We start from the raw sequence: 17,740 nt of genomic DNA on the forward strand, positions 1-17,740 counted from the left end.
GAGGCCCCGCATGAACAAGAAAAAATCGGTCAGCTGGGGCGCACTGGGCGGGATTGTCGCCTTTCTGGCTCTGGTGATCCTGCTGGAAAACATCACCGCCCTGATTCCCGCCGCACCCCGCGTCCTGCTTCCCACCAGCCAGCTGTTCACCGTCCTGAAAAAAGGCGCGGTCTACTCCCTGGTGGTGGTGTCCATGAACCTGCTGAACGGCTTCACCGGCCTGTTCTCCCTGGGCCAGGCAGGCTTTATGCTGCTGGGCGCCTATACCTACGCCATCCTCACCGTCCCTGTGGCCCAGAAAGATACCGTCTACTACCTGTTCGGCGGCTCGGCGGTGCCCTTCTCCCTCCAGGATACCTTCGGTCTGGTGTTCGGCACCACCGGCGTGGGCGGGGCGGTCAGCATGGTGCTGGGCGTCCTGGTGGCCCTGATTCTGGGCGGCCTGGTGGCCGCCGGCTTCGCTTACCTGATCGGCCTGCCGGTGCTGCGGCTCAAGAGCGACTATCTGGCCATCGCCACCCTGGGCTTTGCGGAAATTCTCCGCGCTGTGTTCCAGTGGCAGCCTCTGGGCCCCATCACCAACGGCGCCAACATGCTCAAGAGTTTCCCCACCTTCTCCGACTTCAACATCGAGAACGCCTCGGGCCAGACCGTCCTGCGTCTGTCGGCCTTTGTGCCCATGCTGATTGCGGTGATCTGCATCGCCATCATCGTCCTGCTGATCAACTCCTCCTATGGCCGGGCCTTTAAGGCCATCCGGGAGGACGAGGTGGCCGCCGAGGCCATGGGCATCAACCTGGCCAAGCACAAGATGCTCTCCTTCTGCATTTCCTCCTTCTTTGCCGGGGTGGGCGGCGGCCTGTTCGCCATGTACGCCGCCAACGCCCAGGCCAAGGTCTTTACCTCCACCATGACCTATGAGCTGCTGCTGATCGTGGTCATCGGCGGCATCGGCTCGGTGTCCGGCTCCATCATCGCCACCTTCCTCTATGTGGCCTGCTCGGAGTGGTGGCTCCGGTTCCTGGATTCGGAACTGGTCTTTGCTTCGCCCACCGACCCCGGCCGTCTGGCCTTCATCGTGGTGTTTGCCGCCGCGGTGATTGCGGCCGCCTTCCTGGCCATCCGGGCCATCCGCAAGAAGGAGGGCCATACCCTGACCCAGGAGCTGCCGGTGTGGATTGCAGCCATTCTGCTGCTGGGCTGGCTGGTGTACTTCGTTATCTCCCACAGCCTCAAGCTGCCGCTGCTGCGCAACGGCTTCCGTATGGTGGTGTTCTCGGTCATCATCATGATTGTGGTACTGTTCTTCCGCCGCGGCATTATGGGCGACCGGGAACTGCCCGACGTCCTGCGGGGCCGCAGGCTTTCGGCCCGCAAATCCACCCCCAAACACGCTGAAAAGGAGGCGCTGAAATGAGCGAACGTCAAAACGTCCTCCACGTGGAACATGTGACCATGCAGTTCGGCGGCGTGGTGGCCATGAACGACCTGTCCATGGATGTGAACGAGGGGGAGATCGTGGCCCTCATCGGCCCCAACGGCGCCGGCAAGACCACCGCCTTCAACTGCATTACCGGCGTGTATGAGCCCACCAACGGCAAAATCGACTTCTGCGGCCAGCCTCTGGTGGAAAACTATCCCCAGGGCAAGATGGACAAAGCCTATCTGGGGGAAAACAAGGGGATGTACACCCACAAGCTGAACCCCACCCCCGACCGCATCACCCACCGGGGCATTGCCCGTACCTTCCAGAATATCCGGCTGTTCGGGGCACTGACCGTCTTTGAAAACGTCCTGATCGCCAAGCATATGCGGGCCAAGCAGAATTTCCTGTCCGCCACCTTCCGGCTCAACGCCAAGGAGGAGGCCCGGATGCGGGCCGAGGCCATGGCCCTGCTGGAAGAACAGGGCCTGGCCCAGCACAAGGACGAGGTGGCATCCTCGCTGCCCTACGGCCTGCAGCGCCGGCTGGAAATCGCCCGCGCCCTGGCCACCGAGCCCAAGCTCCTGCTGCTGGATGAGCCGGCCGCCGGCATGAACCCGCAGGAAACCCAGGAACTGACCGACTTTATCCGGGAGATCCGCGACAAATATCACCTGACCGTCCTGATGATCGAACATCACATGGACCTGGTGATGCAGATCTCCGACCGTATTTATGTGCTGGATTTCGGCAAGCTGATCGCCGAGGGAACCCCCGAGGAAATCAGCGGGAACCAGCGCGTCATTGACGCTTATCTGGGGGTGGCCGACGATGCTGAGAATTGATGACCTGTGTGTGAGCTACGGCGGCATCGAGGCCGTCAAGGGGATCTCCTTCAAGGTGGAGGAGGGCCAGATCGTGACCCTGATCGGCGCCAACGGCGCCGGCAAATCCACCACCCTGCGGGCCCTGGCCGGCCTGGTGAAGGTGAAAAGCGGCCGGGTCCACTTCCAGGGGGAGGACCTGACCGGCCTGCCGCCCGACCGCATCGTCTCCAAGGGCCTGACCCTGGTGCCCGAGGGACGCCATGTGTTCCCCGACCTGACGGTGCTGGAAAACCTGAAAATCGGCGCCTACCTGCGCCGGGACAGCCTGGAGAGCGACCTGGCCTGGATTTATGAGCTGTTCCCCCGGCTGAAAGAGCGGTCCTGGCAGGCCGCCGGCACCCTGTCGGGCGGTGAACAGCAGATGCTGGCGGTGGGCCGCGCCCTGATGGCCCGCCCCAAGCTGATCATGATGGATGAGCCCTCTCTGGGCCTGGCCCCCATCGTGGTGAAAGGAATCTTCGACATCATCAAGGAGATCAACCGCAAGGGCGTCACGGTGCTGCTGATCGAGCAGAACGCCAATATGGCCCTGCAGATCGCCGACGTGGGCTACGTCATGGAAACCGGCCGGATTACCCTGTGCGGCACAGGCAAGGAACTGCTGGCCAACGAGGCGGTCCGGAAAGCGTACCTGGGCAACCACGCATAATACACAGACAAAAAGTCAATGCCCGCTGCGAAGTTTTCGCAGCGGGCATTTTCTCTGTCCGATAGGGGAGTTGAAAAAACATCTTCCCCTGCCGGGGCCGGGGGCGTTATACTGGAACGGAACGCTGGTGAAAGGAAGGAAAAGAAAGGTGAGAGTATACGGCTACATGAGGGTGAGCAGCCGGGATCAAAACGAAGAACGGCAGCGGATTGCGCTGCGCCAGGCCGGTGTGGAGCCGGCAAATCTATATTGTGACAAACAGTCGGGCAAGGATTTCAACCGCCCCCAATACCGCAAACTGCTGCGCCGCCTGCGGAAAGATGACCTGCTGTGCATCACCAGCATCGACCGCCTGGGCCGGAATTATCAGGAGATTCTGGCCCAGTGGCGGTATTTGACCAAAGGCAAGGGCTGTGATATTGTGGTGCTGGATATGCCGCTGCTGGATACCCGGCGGGGCCGGGACCTGATGGGGGCGTTTCTGGCGGATATTGTGCTGCAGGTGCTGTCCTTTGTGGCGGAAAACGAACGGGCCAACATCCGGCAGCGGCAGGCTGAGGGCATCGCGGCGGCCAAGGCCCGGGGCGTCCGGTTCGGACGGCCGCGCCGCGAGCTGCCCGAAAACTTTTGGATTGCGTACCACGCCTGGCGCGGGGGAGAGATCACGCTCCGACAGGCAGCGCTCAGCTGCGATATAGCCCAGAGTACTTTTCACGACATCGCAAAACGGGTGGAGGCGGGGAAACCGCCCTGTCTGCCCGACCCGGAGGAGGAATAAACCGTCTTTGCCCGGAAAGGTGTACTTTTTCGGGCAGAGACGGTCCCGCCCTGCCTGAACCCCATATACATCAATCATTTTCCAATCCAAATAAAAAAATCCCCGCCCCCAAAGGGGCGAGGAAGGAGTTTTTGTGCGCTTTTTCCGATAAAGTTTCCTTTCGGAGACCCGCAAACTGTATGATACCCGGTAAAAAGCCTTTTTCTCGCTTTTTTCGATAAAGTTTGCATCGTACCCGACCGCAGGTCGGACGAAACGTGAGCGCGGCATGGTCTGCAACCCTCACAAACGCTATAAAGAGCGGCCAGAGTGTATGGTACCCAGTAAAAAGCTTTTTGCCTACTTTTTCTCGAAAAAGTAGGGTTAGCGGGAGAGGAAGCGGGTGAGGAACTCGGTGGTTTTGGGGTTCTGGGGATGATCAAAGATGTCCTGGGGCGTGCCTTCTTCGGCAATGACGCCGTCGGCCATGTAGACCACGTGGCTGGAAACGTCCCGGGCAAAGGCCATCTCGTGGGTGACCACAATCATGGTCAGACCGTCGGCGGCCAGCTTCCGCATGACCGACAGAACCTCACCCACCATCTGGGGATCCAGGGCGCTGGTGGGCTCGTCAAACAGCAGGACTTCCGGCTGCATGGACAGGGCCCGGGCAATGGCAACGCGCTGCTTCTGTCCGCCCGACAGCTGCCGGGGCCGGGCATTGATGTAGGGCGCCATGCCTACCTTTTCCAGATTGGACAGGGCGGTGCGGCGTGCGGTCTCCTTGTCCTGATGCAGGACGTACCGCAGGCCGGCGGTGCAGTTGTCCAGAACCGTCATGTTGTTGAACAGGTTGAAGCTCTGGAACACCATCCCCACACGGGCACGGTATCCGCAGGGATCAAACCGCTTTTCGGTGATGTCCTGGCCGTGGAACAGGATGGAGCCGCTGGTGGGCGTCTCCAGCAGGTTGATGCAGCGCAGCAGGGTGGACTTGCCGCTGCCCGATGCACCGATGACGCAGGTGACGTCGCCGGGCTTGACGGTGAAATCCACGTCCCGCAGCACCACATGGGTGCCAAAGCTCTTGGACAGGTGGCGGACCTCAATGATGGGCTCAGACATGGCTTGCACCCTCCTTCATGTCAAGATTCTGGGACGCATGGTTGGGCTCGGGGGCGTTGTACATCCCGCTGGTGTAGGCCAGGGTGTCGGTGGTGTTCAGGTCGTAGTTCTGGGGCCCGTCCAGCTTCTTCTCCCACAGCCGCAGCAGATAGCTGGACACCAGGGTCATGGTCAGGTAAATCAGCATCACGATGGTGGCGCTCTCAAAATAGGTGTACAGGGTGCCCACCACGCTCTTGTGGACAAAGAACAGGTCGGTGATGGAGATGACCGACAGCACCGAGGTGTCCTTGATGTTGATGATGAAGTTGTTGCCGATCTGGGGCACAATGTTCCGCAGAGCCTGGGGCATGATGACGTGAAGCATGGTCTGCCAGTGGGTCATGCCGATGGCCATGGCGCCCTCGGTCTGGCCGGGGTCAATGGACACGATGCCGCCGCGGACCGTCTCGGCCATGTAGGCGCCGGTGTTGATGGAGACAATCAGGAAACCGGCCGTCCACATCTCCATGTGGACGTTGAAAATCTGCATCATGCCGTAGTAGATGAAGACCGCCTGGATCATCATGGGGGTGCCGCGGAACAGTTCCACATAGCACCGCAGCACAATCCGCAGCAGCCGCAGGGGAATCCGCTTGTACAGCGGGTCCCGGTTGGGATCGATGGGGATGGTCTGGAGGGTGCCCACGGCAAAGCCGATGAGGCAGCCGATCAGGGTGCCCACCAGGGCCAGCAGCAGGGTGGTGCCTGCGCCCCGCAGGTAGGACATGCCATACTGCTGCAGGATGGAGGCACACTCGTTGATAAATGTGTACATGGGGAAACTCCTTTGCACGTCCGGCCAAAAGCCAGAGACAGCCGCGGCCCCGGCCAGGCAGAACACCCGGCCGGGGCACGAAAACTGTGTGGTTGTGTGGGTTTACTGGTTGCTCAGGGGCTGGGCCTTGATGGCCTCATCCATCATGGCGTTGTAGTCGTCCGCAGTCATGGTGGACAGCACCTCGTTGATGGCGTCCTTGAGGGCGGTGTTGCCCTTCTTCAGGGAGATGCCGATGTTGATCTCTTCCTCGCTGACCTCAAAGTCGCCCTCGCCGCCGCCGAAGTCCAGCAGGGTGAAGTCGGGATAGGCCACCAGGGCAGCCTGGGCGGTGGGACGGTCGGTGACCACGATGTCGCAGGCGCCGCTGTTCAGGGCCACCAGCATGGAGGGAGCCGTCTCCTGAGCGGGCAGGATCTCTGCGCCGGGGATCTGGGGCAGGCAGATGTCGTACCAGATGGTGCCCAGCTGGCTGGTGCAGACGGCGTTGGCCAGGTCATCCACGCAGGTAGCGGAGGCGTAGGCGCTGTCTTTCTTGGTCAGGGTGACGATGGATGCGTAGTAGTAGGGCTCGGTGAAGTCCACCTTCTGGGCGCGCTCGCTGGTGATGGACTGGCCGGCGATGACGCAGTCCACGTCACCGCTCATGACGGCGGGGATCAGGCTGTCCCAGTCCAGCTTGACAATCTTGATGTCCTGGCCCAGGGCCTCAGCTATCTTCTTGGCCATCATGACGTCGTAGCCATAGGCGTAGTCGCTGGAATCGCGGATCTGAACGGCGCCGTTGGCGTCGTCGCTCTGGGTCCAGTTGTAGGGGGCGTAAGCGCACTCCATGGCCACCGTCAGAGTGGTGGGATCGCCGTCGCCGTCGGGCACATCGGATGCGCCTGCGGAACTGCCGCAGCCTGCCAGGCCGGCTGCCATCAGCACAGCCAGGCAGAGAGCCAAAATCTTGTTCTTTTTCATGTGGTTGAATCTCCTTTTTCCCAAAAACCCTTCTTTGTGTCGGGCCGGGCAGAGCCTGTCCGGCCGGTGAGCCACCGCCGCAAAAAACCCGGCATCCACGCAGGATACCGGGGTTTGGGATCAGCGTAAAAAGCTGCGTCCGGCGCATGCCGTTGCCGCGCCGATGCGGCTCACAGATGCTATTGTATTCAGATGTATGCCATTTGTCAAGTGGAAAGCATTATAAAATAGGAAAGCCTCTGCCAGCGATTGACAAACGCCCTGCAAGCGGGTAAACTAAGACTGTCTTTTTGTGAGGACGCTGTTTTTTGCAGTTTTATGATAGAGGAGAAATCGTCATGGAAAAGAAAGTACGCACCCGTTTTGCCCCTTCGCCCACCGGGTATATGCATGTGGGCAATCTGCGCACTGCTCTGTACGCCTACCTGACCGCCAAGCACACCGACGGCACCTTCATCCTGCGGATTGAGGACACCGACCAGGAGCGCTATGTGGACGGTGCCGTGGATGTGATTTACAATACCTGCCGTGAGGCGGGCCTGCTGTGGGACGAAGGCCCCGACGTGGGCGGCCCGGTGGGCCCCTATGTCCAGAGCGAGCGGATGGGCCTGTTCAAGCAGTATGCCGAACAGCTGGTGGCCGACGGCAAAGCTTATTACTGCTTCTGCACCAACGAGCGTCTGGACGCCCTCCACGCCGAGCAGCGGGCCCGGGGCGAGATGACCCATTACGACGGCTGCTGCCGCGACCTGCCCGCCGAGGAAGTGCGGGCCCGTCTGGCCGCCGGAGAGCCCTATGTCATCCGTCAGAAGATCCCCCGCACCGGCGTCACCGGCTTTGACGACCTGGTCTACGGCCACATTGAGGTGAACAACTGCGAGATGGACGACCAGATCCTCATCAAGAGCGACGGCATGCCCACCTACAACTTCGCCAACGTGGTGGATGACCACCTGATGGGCATTACCCACGTCATCCGCGGCAGCGAGTACCTGTCCTCCACCCCCAAGTATAACCTGCTGTACGAGGCCTTTGGCTGGGAGATTCCCGCCTACATCCACTGCCCGCCGGTGATGAAGGACGCCCAGAACAAGCTGTCCAAGCGCAACGGCGACGCCAGCTATCAGGACCTGATTGCCAAGGGCTGCCTGCCCCAGGCCATCCTGAACTATATCTGCCTGCTGGGCTGGAGCCCCAAGGGCGAGTACGCCGAGCAGGAGATCTTCACCCTGCCCGAGCTGGTCAAGATCTGGGATCCCGCCGGCATTTCCAAGTCTCCGGCCATCTTTGACCCCCTCAAGCTGCGGGCCATCAACGCCGAGTATATCCGCCGCCTGAGCCCTGAGGAGTTCCGGGCCAAGGCCGACTCCTGGATTGACAGCGCGGTGCACTGCCCGGTGAACAAGGAGCTGCTGTGCGCCAACCTGCAGCCCCGGTGCGAGATGCTCAGCGACATCCCCGAGCAGGTGGACTTCTTCGACGCCCTGCCCGACTATGACCTGAGCCTGTACACCAACAAGAAGCAGAAGACCACCCCGGCCTCGGCTCTGGAAGCCCTGACCGCTCTGGAACTGCTGCTGTCGGACGAAGGCACCGACTACAACGACCGCGACGGCCTGTTTGACGCCTGCAAGGCCCTGGCCGAGCGGATGGAGAAGAAGAACGGCTGGCTGCTGTATCCCCTGGGCATCGCCCTGTCGGGCAAACAGCGGACCCCGGGCGGCGGCGTGGACCTGGCCTGCATGATGGGCCGGGAAAAGACGGTGGAGCGCCTGCGTCTGGCCATCCAGCGTCTGCAGGCGAAGGCGGACGAATAACCGCTCAAAGCCGGACAAGAGAAAAAATCCAAGCCAAAAAGGTCCCTGCATGGCCCAAAACGGCGGTGCAGGGACCTTTTTATATTCTTTTGCCTGTTTGGGTCATTGTTGCCGGATGCGGCAAAAAGCGCGGCGCGGCCCTGTTAGAGTATATGCACAGAGCAGCTTTGGAATGCATGATTTTTACAGGGGGCGTTACATATGGAAAAGAGTTTTGTGGGTTTTGGTCCGGCCAGCACGCCGCTGCCGGTGCGGGAACAGGACGGCGCAGCGCTGACGCGCCGCGGACAGATCGGGGCGGTGCTGCGGCAGCTCTATGGGCTGCTGGCGGGGCTGGCCGGGGGCTGGGCCATGCTGTATGGGCAGCTGAGCCCCTTTGCCCTGGGCCTGGTGCTGGGGCTGGGGGAGGACTGCTTTGCGGCCTGCGGGGCCGGGGCGGTGCTGGCCCTGCTGCTGCGGGGACAGGGGGTGCGGACGGTCTGCCTCATCTGTGCGGTGGGCGGCGCCGTGGTGGCCCGGTGGCTCTGGCCCCGGCGGTATCTGCCGGCGGCCGCGGCGGGATGCGTGTTGTTGCTGGGCAGCGCCTTCTGTTTCCGAATGTACATCGGCGGGGACGGGCTGCTGTTCTCGGGGGCGGAGGCGGTGCTGGCCGCCGGGATTGGCTTTATCCTGCGGCGGTGGCCCGCCGAAAAACCGGGGGCAGGCCGGCTGATGCTGGTGCTGTGCGGGGCAGCGGCCCTGGGCCCTCTCAGCCTGGGAATGGTGAATCTGGGGCTGACTGCCGCCATGTTTTACACATTGGTGCTGGCCTGCCGTGGAAAAATCCAGCCTGCTCTCAGCAGCGCGGCGGTGGCGGCTGCCGGTCTGGTCTGCGCCGACAGCGCCCTGGCCTGCAGCGCGGTGGGCCTGTGCTGCGGTACCGCTCTGGGCCTGCTGGCCCAGGGGGACAAACTGGTCTGTATGGCCTTTTATGGGGGCGGGGCGCTGTTGGGCATTCTGGCGGTCCAGCCGCCCGGAATGGCCTTTGGATATCTGGCGGCCCTGGGGGCGGGGGCCGGGGCCTGTCTGGTCCTGCCCCGGCGGCTTCTGATGCGGGACCCCAGTCTGGCCCATGACCCCGCCGAGCGGGCCGAAGGGCCCCAGCTGTCGGCGGCAGCCACCCGGCTGAACGCAGCCGCCGAGAGCCTGTCCTCCCTGGCGGACACCGTCAACCGGGTCTATGAAGGATTGCCCCGCCGCCAGGAGGGCTGGCGGTGGGTGGTGGACAACACCCATGACGCCCTCTGTGCCAACTGCGGCCGGAAGGAGGCCTGCTGGAAGGAGGAATATACCGTCACCATGGAGGGCTTTGAGGCGCTGCGGCCCATCCTGGAAGAAAAACAACAGGTGGAGGCCCAGGACCTGCCGGGCCAGCTGGCCCGTTGCGTCCACCCGGCGGCCCTGTCGGGGACGGTGACCCGATCCTTTGCCCTCTACAAGAGCCGGCAGGAGGCCCGGGTCCATGCCGAGGCCATGCGGACGGCCCTCACCGAACAATACAGCGCCGTGGCCCAGGCCCTCAGTGCCCTGGGAGATCAGATTGGTAGCCCGGGCAGCCCCGAGCCCTATAAATCGGGCCGGGTGGCGGCGTTTTTCTCCTCGCTGGGGATGCCGCCCCTGGAATGCGCCGTCACTCTGGACGATCTGGGCCGCACCCGGGCGGCGGTGACCCTGCCCCGGGCCCGGTTCAGTCAGGGAGAACTGTCTGCTCTGGCGGGGGAGGTGGGCAAACTCTGCCGCCGCAGCTTTGAGACACCCCAGAAGTTGAGCTGCAAGGGGGTCACCACTCTTCTCTTTACCGAAAAGCCCCTGCTGCGGGCAGTGTTCGGCTGGGCGGGGGCCGCCGCCCAGGGGGACGTGTCGGGGGACGCCGTGCAGCAGTTTTGCAGCCCCACCGCGGCCCAGATGATCCTCTGCGACGGAATGGGCACCGGGCGCCCCGCCGCCGTGGACGGGAATCTGGCCGCCGACCTGACGGGACGGCTGCTGCGGGCGGGGTTCACCGCCGAGCTGGCAGCCCGGCTGGTGAATGTGGCCCTGGCCCTCAAGAGCGAGGAGGAGAGCGGGGCCACCCTGGATTTGCTGAGCGTGGATCTCTACACCGGCACCGCCCGGATCTTCAAGGCCGGCGCGGCCCCCGGCTTCATTGTCCATGAGGGCCAGGCCCGGACGGTAGGGGAGGCGGGCCTCCCGGTGGGGGTGCTGGGCGGCGTCAACGGCCAGAGCCGGATGGTGCGGCTGGCGGCCGGAGACGTGGCGGTGCTGGTGTCGGATGGCCTGCTGGTGGACGGCCCGGGCTGGGTGCTCAAACAGCTGGAACTGTCGGCGGCTGCAGGGGACAGCCCCGAACAGATCGCCCAGACGCTGGTGGAGACCGCCCGGACCCGGGCCAGCCAGGACAGCCGCACCGACGACATCACCGCCGCCGTCCTGCGGCTGGAACGCTATTGAATCACGCATGGCCGCAGGGGAGGGCGGCGCCGGAAAACAAGAAAAGGGCCTGCCGCTTTGCCGCGGCAGGCCCTTGGTGCATTTTTTGTCAGTTTTCATCCTCGCCGCCGTAGATGCGGATATAGTGGGGAGCATTTTTGGCCTGGCAGAAGAGCAGCAGCGCCGTTGCTGCGACGGCAAGAGCAGTGAAGAAAACGAGCATTGCTTTGAGAACTTTCATGTCTGGACCTCCTTATGGTGGTAGGCGGGCGGCGGCAAAATCGGCCCGCCCTGCGTTCCTCACGGAGCGTGGTGTAAGATAGTTATAGTATAGCATACTCGGCGGCGGTTGGCAAACCCGGACCGCCGGAAGAATCAGGAAATCGCCGCCGGGTGAAAAAGAGAAAATTGACCAAAATTCATGCGGAATATCCATGCAGAATGCTGCGAACAGCGAAAAAATTTTTCTTTCATCAAATTTTTGACCGGTTGGGCGTTGACTTAAACCGGGGAAATGATACAATAAAAATATGTCAAGCAGCAGCCGCGGGACAACTGCGCCCTTTTGGGACAGGGCCCTGCGGCAATAAGCAGAATGGGGGATTGTATAGTTCATGTTGAACAAGCTGAAACGTGCGGCGCTTGGCGCGCATACGCCGCATGACAAAGCAACCGCTGCAAGCAAGCCTGTCCCGATGCCCCTGCCCGCGCAGGTGCGCATCCTGATGAGCCAGCATATCGGTGCCCCGGCGAAAGCCACGGTCAAGAAGGGCGATGCGGTCTGTGTTGGCACGCTGATCGGTGAGGCCGGCGGTTTTGTGTCGGCCAACATCCACTCCAGCGTTTCGGGCACGGTCAAAGCGGTGGAGCCCTACCGCCTGTCCAACGGCAAGCTGTGTGATTCGGTGGTCATCGAGACCGACGGCAAGCAGACGGTGGACCCGTCGGTCCAGCCGCCTGTCGTCACCGACAAGGCCAGCTTCCTGGCAGCCGTGCGGGCCAGCGGCCTGGTGGGCCTGGGCGGCGCCGGTTTCCCGACCGACGTCAAGCTCCAGCCCAAGAGCCCGGTGGATACCCTGCTGATCAACGCCTCGGAGTGCGAGGTCTGGCTGACCAGCGACACCCAGGAGATGCTCACCTGCCCGGACGACATCGTCCGCGGCATCCAGGCAGTGCTCCAGTACACTGGCATTCCGCGCTGCATCATCGGCATCGAGAAGAATAAGCCCGAGTGCATCGACCTGCTGTGCCAGAAGACCAAGGACATCGCCAACATCGACGTCAAGCCGCTGCCCAGTGTCTACGGCACCGGCGCAGAGCTGATCCTGATCGAGAAGTGCCTGGGCCGCGAAGTGCCCCACGGCGGCCTGCCCGCCGACGCCGGCGCCATCGTCATGAACGTGACCTCGGTCAGCATGCTGGGCAAGTACCTGGCCACCGGTATGCCGGTGGTGGAGCGGGTGGTCACCGTGGACGGCGACGCCTGCGCCCAGCCCCAGAACATGATTGTCCCGGTGGGCGCGTCCTACCAGGATATCGTCAACGCAGCCGGCCTCAAGCCGGACGTCACCCTGGGCAAGGTGGTGGCAGGCGGCGCCATGATGGGCCCCGCCGTGGAGGATCTGAGCTATCCCACCACCAAGACCTGCTCGGGCCTGATCCTGCTGAGCAAGGCCGCCGCCACGCCGCCCGCTGCCGAGCCCTGCATCCGCTGCGGCCGCTGCATTGAGTACTGCCCCATGGGCCTGGCCCCGGTGGAAGTCAATGGAGCTTACGCCGCCCGCGACGTGGAGGAGCTGGGCAAGCTGCACGTGGACTACTGCTTCAACTGCGGCTCCTGCACCTTCGTGTGCCCGGCCAAGCGCCCCTGCACCCAGATGATGGGTCTGGCCAAGGCCTACTACCTCGATCAAATCAAAAAAGGAGGCAATAAGTAATCATGGACACCAAGCTTATTGTTTCGGCCTCCCCGCACGTCCGGTCGGATGAGACCACCCGGGGCCTGATGGCCAACGTCATCGTCGCCCTGTGCCCGGTGGTGGTCGCTTCGGCGGTCATCTTTGGCCTGCGGGCTCTGCTGGTCACCGCCTTCTCGGTGGTGGTCTGCGTGGCCCTGGAGTGGCTGTACTGCAAGCTGCTCAAAAAGCCCACCCCCGTCGGCGATCTGTCCGCCGTCGTCACCGGCATCATCCTGGCCATGAACGTCCCCATCGGGATGCCTCTGGGCCAGATCGCGGTCGGCTGCGTGGCGGCCATCATCGTCACCAAGCAGCTGTTCGGCGGCATCGGCATGAACTTTGCCAACCCCGCCCTGGTGGGCCGCATTGTTCTGTTCGTCAGCTTTGCCTCCGAGATGAACGCCTGGGTCTTCCCCGACGCGGCGGTGGACCAGCTGGCCAGCGCCACCCCGCTGCAGGTGGCTGACCCCGGCCGTCTGAACCTGCTGGACCTGTTCATGGGCATCCATGGCGGCGTCCTGGGCGAGACCTGCGCCCTGGCTATCCTGCTGGGCTTTGTCTACCTGGTGGTCACCAAGACCATCAGCCCCTCCATCCCTCTGACCTATGTGGGCAGCGTCTTTGTCTTCTATATGATCGCCACCGGCAGCGTCCATGAGAGCCTGGTGGAGGTCCTGTCCGGCGGTCTGCTGTTCGGCGCCGTCTTTATGGCCACCGACTACGTCACCAGCCCCTTCACCCTGAAGGGCAAGCTGATCTACGGCGTCTGCCTGGGCATCGTCACCTTTGCCATCCGCTACTGGGGCAGCTACACCGAGGGCGTGTCCTTCGCACTGCTGTTCATGAACCTGTGGGTTCCCTTCATCAATGACGCAACCCGTCAGACTCCCTACGGCTATGTGAAGCCGGCGAAAAAGGCAGGAAAGGAGGGCGCCTCCAAATGAGTAAAGCTACATGGGAAAGTACCACCAAACCCATTCTTGTGCTGACCATCTGCTCGCTGGTGGCAAGCCTGATGCTGGCGCTGGTCAACTCGGTCACCGCGCCGGTCATCGAGGCAAACGAGAAGGCCGCCACCCTGGTGGCTTACGTCGAGGTGCTGCCCACCGTTTCGGACGCCACCGAGCTGGAAGAGATCACCGACTACACCACCGCCGGCATCACCGGCGCGGTCCGCGCGCCCGACGGCTCCATCGCCATGCAGGCGTCCGAGAGCGGCTACAACGGCGGCATGGTCAACGTCATCATCGGCTTTGACACCGCCGGCACCATGACCGGCATCCACGTCGACGCTTCGAGCCAGACCAGCGGCATCGGCACCAATGTGGCGCTGCCCGACTATCTGGCCCAGTTCGACGGACTGACCGCCGGCGAGAACATCGCCAAGGGCCAGGGCTACGACGCCGTGACCGGCGCGACCTACTCGACCGACGCCCTCTTCGCCGCCATCAACGACTGCATCAACTGCTACAACGAGCTCGCATAAAGGAGGCTGAATCAATACAATGGCACAAGAAAAAGTCTCCAAGGTAAGCATCCTTACCAATGGTATCATCAAGGAGAACCCGGTTCTCCGCCTGGTGCTGGGTACCTGCTCGGCCCTGGCGCTGACCACCTCGGTCTCCAACGCGTTCGGCATGGGCGCGGCCTTCACCTTCGTGCTGGTGATGTCCAACATCATCATCGCGATGCTGCGCAAGATCATCCCCGCCAAGGTCCACCTGCCCTGCTACATCGTTGTCATCGCCAGCTTCGTCACCATCGTGCAGATGGTGATGCAGGCCTTTACCCAGAGCTTGTACGATGCCATGGGCGTGTTCATCCCCCTGATCGTCGTCAACTGCATCATTCTGGGCCGCGCCGAGATGTTTGCCTGCAAGAACACCGTCGTTGACTCCGCCATCGACGGCGTCGGCATGGGCATCGGCTACACCCTGACCCTGCTGCTGATGTCTACCATCCGCGAGATTCTGGGCAATGGCACCTGGATGGGCTTCCAGATCATGCCCGAGGGCTATGTGCCCATCGGCATCATGACCCAGTCTCCCGGCGCCTTCCTCTGCTTCGGCCTGCTGATGGGCCTGTGCATCTGGGTGGAAGAAAAGCTGGACGCCCGCATTGAGCGCAAGATCGGCTGCCAACCGATCAAGGACCTGCAGGAAGGAGAGGATAACAAATGATCGTCAAACTTGCGGCCATCTTCTTCAGCATGATCCTTGTCAACAACTACGTGCTGGTGAAGTTTCTGGGCATCTGCCCCTTCCTGGGCGTGTCCAAAAAGCTGGACTCTGCGCTGGGCATGTCGGGCGCCGTCATCTTCGTCATGTTCATGGCGACGGCCGTCACCTTCCCCATCCAGATCTATGTCCTTGACCCGGCCGGGCTGGGTTATCTGCAAACCATCGTGTTCATTCTGGTCATCGCGGTGCTGGTGCAGTTCATCGAGATCTTCCTGAAAAAGTATATGGTCTCGCTGTACAACGCCCTGGGCGTCTACCTGCCCCTGATCACCACCAACTGCTGCGTGCTGGGCGTGGCCATCCTGGTCGTGGACGACTACGGCGCGGATGTGGCTGCTCTGGGCTTCGGCTGGGCCTACATCGAGTCGCTGGTCTGCGCCGTGGGCGCGGGCGTCGGCTTCATGCTGGCCATGTGTATGTTCAGCTGCGTGCGCAAGCGGGTGGAAGTCTGCGACGCGCCCGGCCCTATGAAGGGCCTGCCCATCACCCTGATTGCAGCGGCCATCACCAGCCTGTCCTTCATGGGCTTCGGCGGCATCGTCGAGAACCTGTTTAACGTCACGCTGTAAGGGAGGGGGAAACGGAAGATGAACATCGTAATGGCTGTTATCCTCTGTACCGTCGTGGGTGCCCTGGGCGCCATCATTCTGGTGGCCGCATCCAAGTTTATGGCAGTGGAGGAAGATCCCCGCATTGAGCAGGTCACCGGCTGCCTGGCCGGCGCCAACTGCGGCGGCTGCGGCTACGCGGGCTGCGCCGACTACGCCAAGGCCATCGTCCTGAACGGCGAGCCCTGCGACAAGTGCGCTCCCGGCGGCCCCAAGGCTGCCGCCGAAATCGGCAAGATCATGGGCACCCAGGTGTCTGCCGTGGCCAAGAAGGCCGTGGTCCAGTGCCAGGGCAACAAGGACAACTGCAAGCCCAGCTATGAGTACAAGGGTATTCAGAGCTGCGCCGCTGCCGCTGCCCTGTACGGCGGTCCCAAGGACTGCTCCTTTGCCTGCACCGGCCTGGGCGACTGCGTCAAGGCCTGTAAGTTCGACGCCATCCACATCGTCAACGGTGTGGCTGTGGTGGATCAGGACAAGTGCACCGGCTGCGGCGCCTGCGCTGCCGTCTGCCCCAAGCACGTCATCATGATCCAGACGGCCGGCCCCGAGAAGCCGGTGGTCATGTGCTCCAACTGCGACCGCGGCCCGGTGGCCATGAAAGCCTGCGCCACCGCCTGCATCGCCTGCGGCATGTGCCAGCGCAACTGCCCGTCGGACGCCATCCACGTCACCGACAACCTGGCCCGCATCGACTACGACAAGTGCACCGGCTGCGGCACCTGTGTCGCCAAGTGCCCCAAGAAGATCATCACCTACCCGCTCAAGAAGAACGGCTAAGGCGGTCTCCGGGCTCGATACAAACAACAACACCCCCGCAGGACACCCGGTCATGCCGGCCCTTGCGGGGGCTTTTCAGTGAGGAAGAAACGGTATGGATGAACAACAGATCTTGGCCCGGCGGCGGAACGCGGGATTTACAGCCTTTTTCTTCAGCGGGATCTGCGCCATCTCCAGCGGCGTGGTGGTGAGCCTGCTGCAGGAGCAGTACGGCTTCGCCTACGGCATCACCGGCACCCTGCTGAGCCTGATGAACATTGGCAACCTGGTGGCGGGCTTTCTGTCGGGGATTCTGCCCGGGATGCTGGGCGGCATGAAGCGCAGCGTCCTGCTGCTGTCCCTGGGATACCTGGTGGGCTACAGCCTGATGGGCTTTACCGGGGCGGTGGCTCTGCTGGGCCTGGGCTTTTTCCTGGTGGGCGCCGCCAAGGGCCAGGTCATCAACACCTGCACCATCCTGGTGGGGGACAGCAGTCCCGACCGGACCCGGGGCATGAACCTGATGCACAGCTGCTATGCCTGCGGCGCACTGCTGTGTCCTTTTGTGATTGCGGCGGCCGGCCGGGCCGGGGCCAAGGCCCCGCTGTTCCTGCTGGCCCTGCTGGGCGCAGCCCTGTGGCTGGCCTTTGCCCTCACTCCCATGGGTCAGGGCGGCAAAAAGGCCGGGGGAAAGATCGACTGGAGCTTTTTGCGCAGCCGCCGTTTCTGGCTGCTCACCGGCCTGATCTTCTGCCAGAACGCCACCGAAACCAGCGTCACCGGCTGGATGGTCACCTATTTCAAGGACAGCGGCATCATTGCGGGGATGCTCAGCACCTACACCGTCACCGTCATGTGGGGCGCCACCCTGATCGGGCGGCTGCTGATTGCCTTTGTCTTTCCCTTTAAGAATCCCCGCCGCGCCATGGTGGGGATGGGCGCAGGCTGCCTGGTGGCCTACATCGGCCTGATGCTGGCCCGCAGCCAGACCCCGGCCATCGTTCTGCTGTTCCTGTTCGCCTTCGCCATGGCGGGCATGAACCCCACCGCCGTGGCAGCCGCCGGCCGGATGACCTCGGTCACCAGCATCGCCATTCTGCTGCCGGCAGCCAGCCTGGGCGCCATCGTCATGCCCTGGATCATCGGCATGGTGGCCGAGGCGGTGAGCCTGACCGCAGGCATGGCCTCCAACATTGTGCCCTGCCTGGGCATGCTGGCCTTTGCGGTTCTGGTGGCCCGCCTGCCCGAGGAGGAAGCGGTCTGAG

Annotated in this window: 17 protein-coding genes; 13 read left to right on the forward strand and 4 right to left on the reverse strand. The window is 62.9% G+C overall.

The window, feature by feature from the left end; genetic code table 11:
- Positions 1-10: 10 nt before the first annotated feature.
- The 4 genes from B5E67_RS03485 (at position 11) to B5E67_RS03500 (ending at position 3,737) form a co-directional block, all read left to right on the forward strand.
- Positions 11-1,417 (forward strand): branched-chain amino acid ABC transporter permease, encoded by a 1,407-nt coding sequence (locus B5E67_RS03485; protein WP_087382929.1) that lies wholly within the window; start codon positions 11-13, stop codon positions 1,415-1,417.
- Entirely contained in the window at positions 1,414-2,268 is an 855-nt protein-coding gene (locus B5E67_RS03490; protein WP_087247667.1) for an ABC transporter ATP-binding protein, read from the forward strand. The genes B5E67_RS03485 and B5E67_RS03490 overlap by 4 nt, the downstream gene beginning before the upstream one ends.
- Positions 2,255-2,959, forward strand: coding sequence for an ABC transporter ATP-binding protein (locus B5E67_RS03495; protein ID WP_087247669.1), 705 nt, complete (start codon positions 2,255-2,257; stop codon positions 2,957-2,959). Before B5E67_RS03490 ends, B5E67_RS03495 begins: the two co-directional genes overlap by 14 nt.
- A gap of 166 nt (positions 2,960-3,125) precedes the next feature.
- Positions 3,126-3,737 carry a recombinase family protein gene (locus B5E67_RS03500; protein ID WP_087382932.1) on the forward strand — a complete coding sequence of 204 codons (612 nt, stop codon included), beginning with the start codon at positions 3,126-3,128 and terminating at the stop codon, positions 3,735-3,737.
- A 363-nt stretch (positions 3,738-4,100) separates the two neighbouring features.
- On the opposite strand, the gene B5E67_RS03505 is transcribed toward B5E67_RS03500, so the two are convergent.
- The 3 genes from B5E67_RS03505 to B5E67_RS03515 form a co-directional block, all read right to left on the reverse strand.
- Positions 4,101-4,841, reverse strand: coding sequence for an amino acid ABC transporter ATP-binding protein (locus tag B5E67_RS03505; protein ID WP_087382935.1), 741 nt, complete (start codon positions 4,839-4,841; stop codon positions 4,101-4,103).
- Positions 4,834-5,658, reverse strand: coding sequence for an amino acid ABC transporter permease (locus B5E67_RS03510; RefSeq protein ID WP_087382938.1), 825 nt, complete (start codon positions 5,656-5,658; stop codon positions 4,834-4,836). Before B5E67_RS03510 ends, B5E67_RS03505 begins: the two co-directional genes overlap by 8 nt.
- Positions 5,659-5,760: 102 nt before the next feature.
- A complete protein-coding gene (locus tag B5E67_RS03515) occupies positions 5,761-6,624 on the reverse strand; it encodes a transporter substrate-binding domain-containing protein (protein ID WP_087363719.1) in 864 nt (287 codons plus the stop codon).
- A gap of 338 nt (positions 6,625-6,962) precedes the next feature.
- Here B5E67_RS03515 and gltX point away from each other — a divergent pair, with 338 nt between their 5' ends.
- Both gltX and B5E67_RS03525 read left to right on the forward strand, forming a co-directional pair.
- A complete protein-coding gene (gene gltX, locus B5E67_RS03520) occupies positions 6,963-8,441 on the forward strand; it encodes a glutamate--tRNA ligase (RefSeq protein ID WP_087246278.1) in 1,479 nt (492 codons plus the stop codon).
- 201 nt (positions 8,442-8,642) lie between these two features.
- A complete protein-coding gene (locus B5E67_RS03525) occupies positions 8,643-10,931 on the forward strand; it encodes a PP2C family protein-serine/threonine phosphatase (RefSeq protein WP_087382941.1) in 2,289 nt (762 codons plus the stop codon).
- Positions 10,932-11,019: 88 nt separating this feature from the next.
- Here the strand turns inward: B5E67_RS03525 and B5E67_RS16025 are convergent, their stop codons facing one another.
- Positions 11,020-11,151 carry a hypothetical protein gene (locus B5E67_RS16025; protein ID WP_255396766.1) on the reverse strand — a complete coding sequence of 44 codons (132 nt, stop codon included), beginning with the start codon at positions 11,149-11,151 and terminating at the stop codon, positions 11,020-11,022.
- Between the two features lie 373 nt (positions 11,152-11,524).
- On the opposite strand from B5E67_RS16025, the gene B5E67_RS03530 reads away from it, so the two are divergent.
- From B5E67_RS03530 to B5E67_RS03560, 7 genes are all read left to right on the forward strand, one after another.
- Positions 11,525-12,847: an RnfABCDGE type electron transport complex subunit C gene (locus B5E67_RS03530; RefSeq protein ID WP_087246280.1), complete on the forward strand. Its 1,323-nt coding sequence runs from the start codon at positions 11,525-11,527 to the stop codon at positions 12,845-12,847.
- 2 nt (positions 12,848-12,849) lie between these two features.
- Positions 12,850-13,812 carry an RnfABCDGE type electron transport complex subunit D gene (locus B5E67_RS03535; RefSeq protein WP_087382944.1) on the forward strand — a complete coding sequence of 321 codons (963 nt, stop codon included), beginning with the start codon at positions 12,850-12,852 and terminating at the stop codon, positions 13,810-13,812.
- Positions 13,809-14,354, forward strand: coding sequence for an FMN-binding protein (locus B5E67_RS03540; protein WP_087382947.1), 546 nt, complete (start codon positions 13,809-13,811; stop codon positions 14,352-14,354). Before B5E67_RS03535 ends, B5E67_RS03540 begins: the two co-directional genes overlap by 4 nt.
- Positions 14,355-14,373: 19 nt before the next feature.
- The gene (locus tag B5E67_RS03545) at positions 14,374-15,048 is read left to right on the forward strand and encodes an electron transport complex subunit E (protein WP_087382951.1); all 675 of its coding nucleotides are present in this window, start codon (positions 14,374-14,376) and stop codon (positions 15,046-15,048) included.
- The gene (locus B5E67_RS03550; RefSeq protein ID WP_087382953.1) at positions 15,045-15,677 is read left to right on the forward strand and encodes an RnfABCDGE type electron transport complex subunit A; all 633 of its coding nucleotides are present in this window, start codon (positions 15,045-15,047) and stop codon (positions 15,675-15,677) included. Before B5E67_RS03545 ends, B5E67_RS03550 begins: the two co-directional genes overlap by 4 nt.
- 18 nt (positions 15,678-15,695) lie before the next feature.
- Positions 15,696-16,496 carry an RnfABCDGE type electron transport complex subunit B gene (locus B5E67_RS03555; protein ID WP_087382956.1) on the forward strand — a complete coding sequence of 267 codons (801 nt, stop codon included), beginning with the start codon at positions 15,696-15,698 and terminating at the stop codon, positions 16,494-16,496.
- Between the two features lie 94 nt (positions 16,497-16,590).
- Positions 16,591-17,739 carry an MFS transporter gene (locus tag B5E67_RS03560; protein WP_087382959.1) on the forward strand — a complete coding sequence of 383 codons (1,149 nt, stop codon included), beginning with the start codon at positions 16,591-16,593 and terminating at the stop codon, positions 17,737-17,739.
- Position 17,740 lies beyond the last annotated feature (1 nt).

It is taken from the genome of Faecalibacterium sp. An122, from assembly GCF_002160895.1.
Taxonomy (GTDB): Bacteria; Bacillota; Clostridia; order Oscillospirales; family Ruminococcaceae; genus Faecalibacterium.

Coding starts and splice junctions, on each gene's coding strand:
- B5E67_RS03485 (WP_087382929.1), top strand. CDS start 11: ATGAACAAGAAAAAATCGGTCAGCTGGGGCGCACTGGGCGGGATTGTC.
- B5E67_RS03490 (WP_087247667.1), top strand. CDS start 1,414: ATGAGCGAACGTCAAAACGTCCTCCACGTGGAACATGTGACCATGCAG.
- B5E67_RS03495 (WP_087247669.1), top strand. CDS start 2,255: ATGCTGAGAATTGATGACCTGTGTGTGAGCTACGGCGGCATCGAGGCC.
- B5E67_RS03500 (WP_087382932.1), top strand. CDS start 3,126: ATGAGGGTGAGCAGCCGGGATCAAAACGAAGAACGGCAGCGGATTGCG.
- B5E67_RS03505 (WP_087382935.1), bottom strand. CDS start 4,841: ATGTCTGAGCCCATCATTGAGGTCCGCCACCTGTCCAAGAGCTTTGGC.
- B5E67_RS03510 (WP_087382938.1), bottom strand. CDS start 5,658: ATGTACACATTTATCAACGAGTGTGCCTCCATCCTGCAGCAGTATGGC.
- B5E67_RS03515 (WP_087363719.1), bottom strand. CDS start 6,624: ATGAAAAAGAACAAGATTTTGGCTCTCTGCCTGGCTGTGCTGATGGCA.
- gltX (WP_087246278.1), top strand. CDS start 6,963: ATGGAAAAGAAAGTACGCACCCGTTTTGCCCCTTCGCCCACCGGGTAT.
- B5E67_RS03525 (WP_087382941.1), top strand. CDS start 8,643: ATGGAAAAGAGTTTTGTGGGTTTTGGTCCGGCCAGCACGCCGCTGCCG.
- B5E67_RS16025 (WP_255396766.1), bottom strand. CDS start 11,151: ATGAAAGTTCTCAAAGCAATGCTCGTTTTCTTCACTGCTCTTGCCGTC.
- B5E67_RS03530 (WP_087246280.1), top strand. CDS start 11,525: ATGTTGAACAAGCTGAAACGTGCGGCGCTTGGCGCGCATACGCCGCAT.
- B5E67_RS03535 (WP_087382944.1), top strand. CDS start 12,850: ATGGACACCAAGCTTATTGTTTCGGCCTCCCCGCACGTCCGGTCGGAT.
- B5E67_RS03540 (WP_087382947.1), top strand. CDS start 13,809: ATGAGTAAAGCTACATGGGAAAGTACCACCAAACCCATTCTTGTGCTG.
- B5E67_RS03545 (WP_087382951.1), top strand. CDS start 14,374: ATGGCACAAGAAAAAGTCTCCAAGGTAAGCATCCTTACCAATGGTATC.
- B5E67_RS03550 (WP_087382953.1), top strand. CDS start 15,045: ATGATCGTCAAACTTGCGGCCATCTTCTTCAGCATGATCCTTGTCAAC.
- B5E67_RS03555 (WP_087382956.1), top strand. CDS start 15,696: ATGAACATCGTAATGGCTGTTATCCTCTGTACCGTCGTGGGTGCCCTG.
- B5E67_RS03560 (WP_087382959.1), top strand. CDS start 16,591: ATGGATGAACAACAGATCTTGGCCCGGCGGCGGAACGCGGGATTTACA.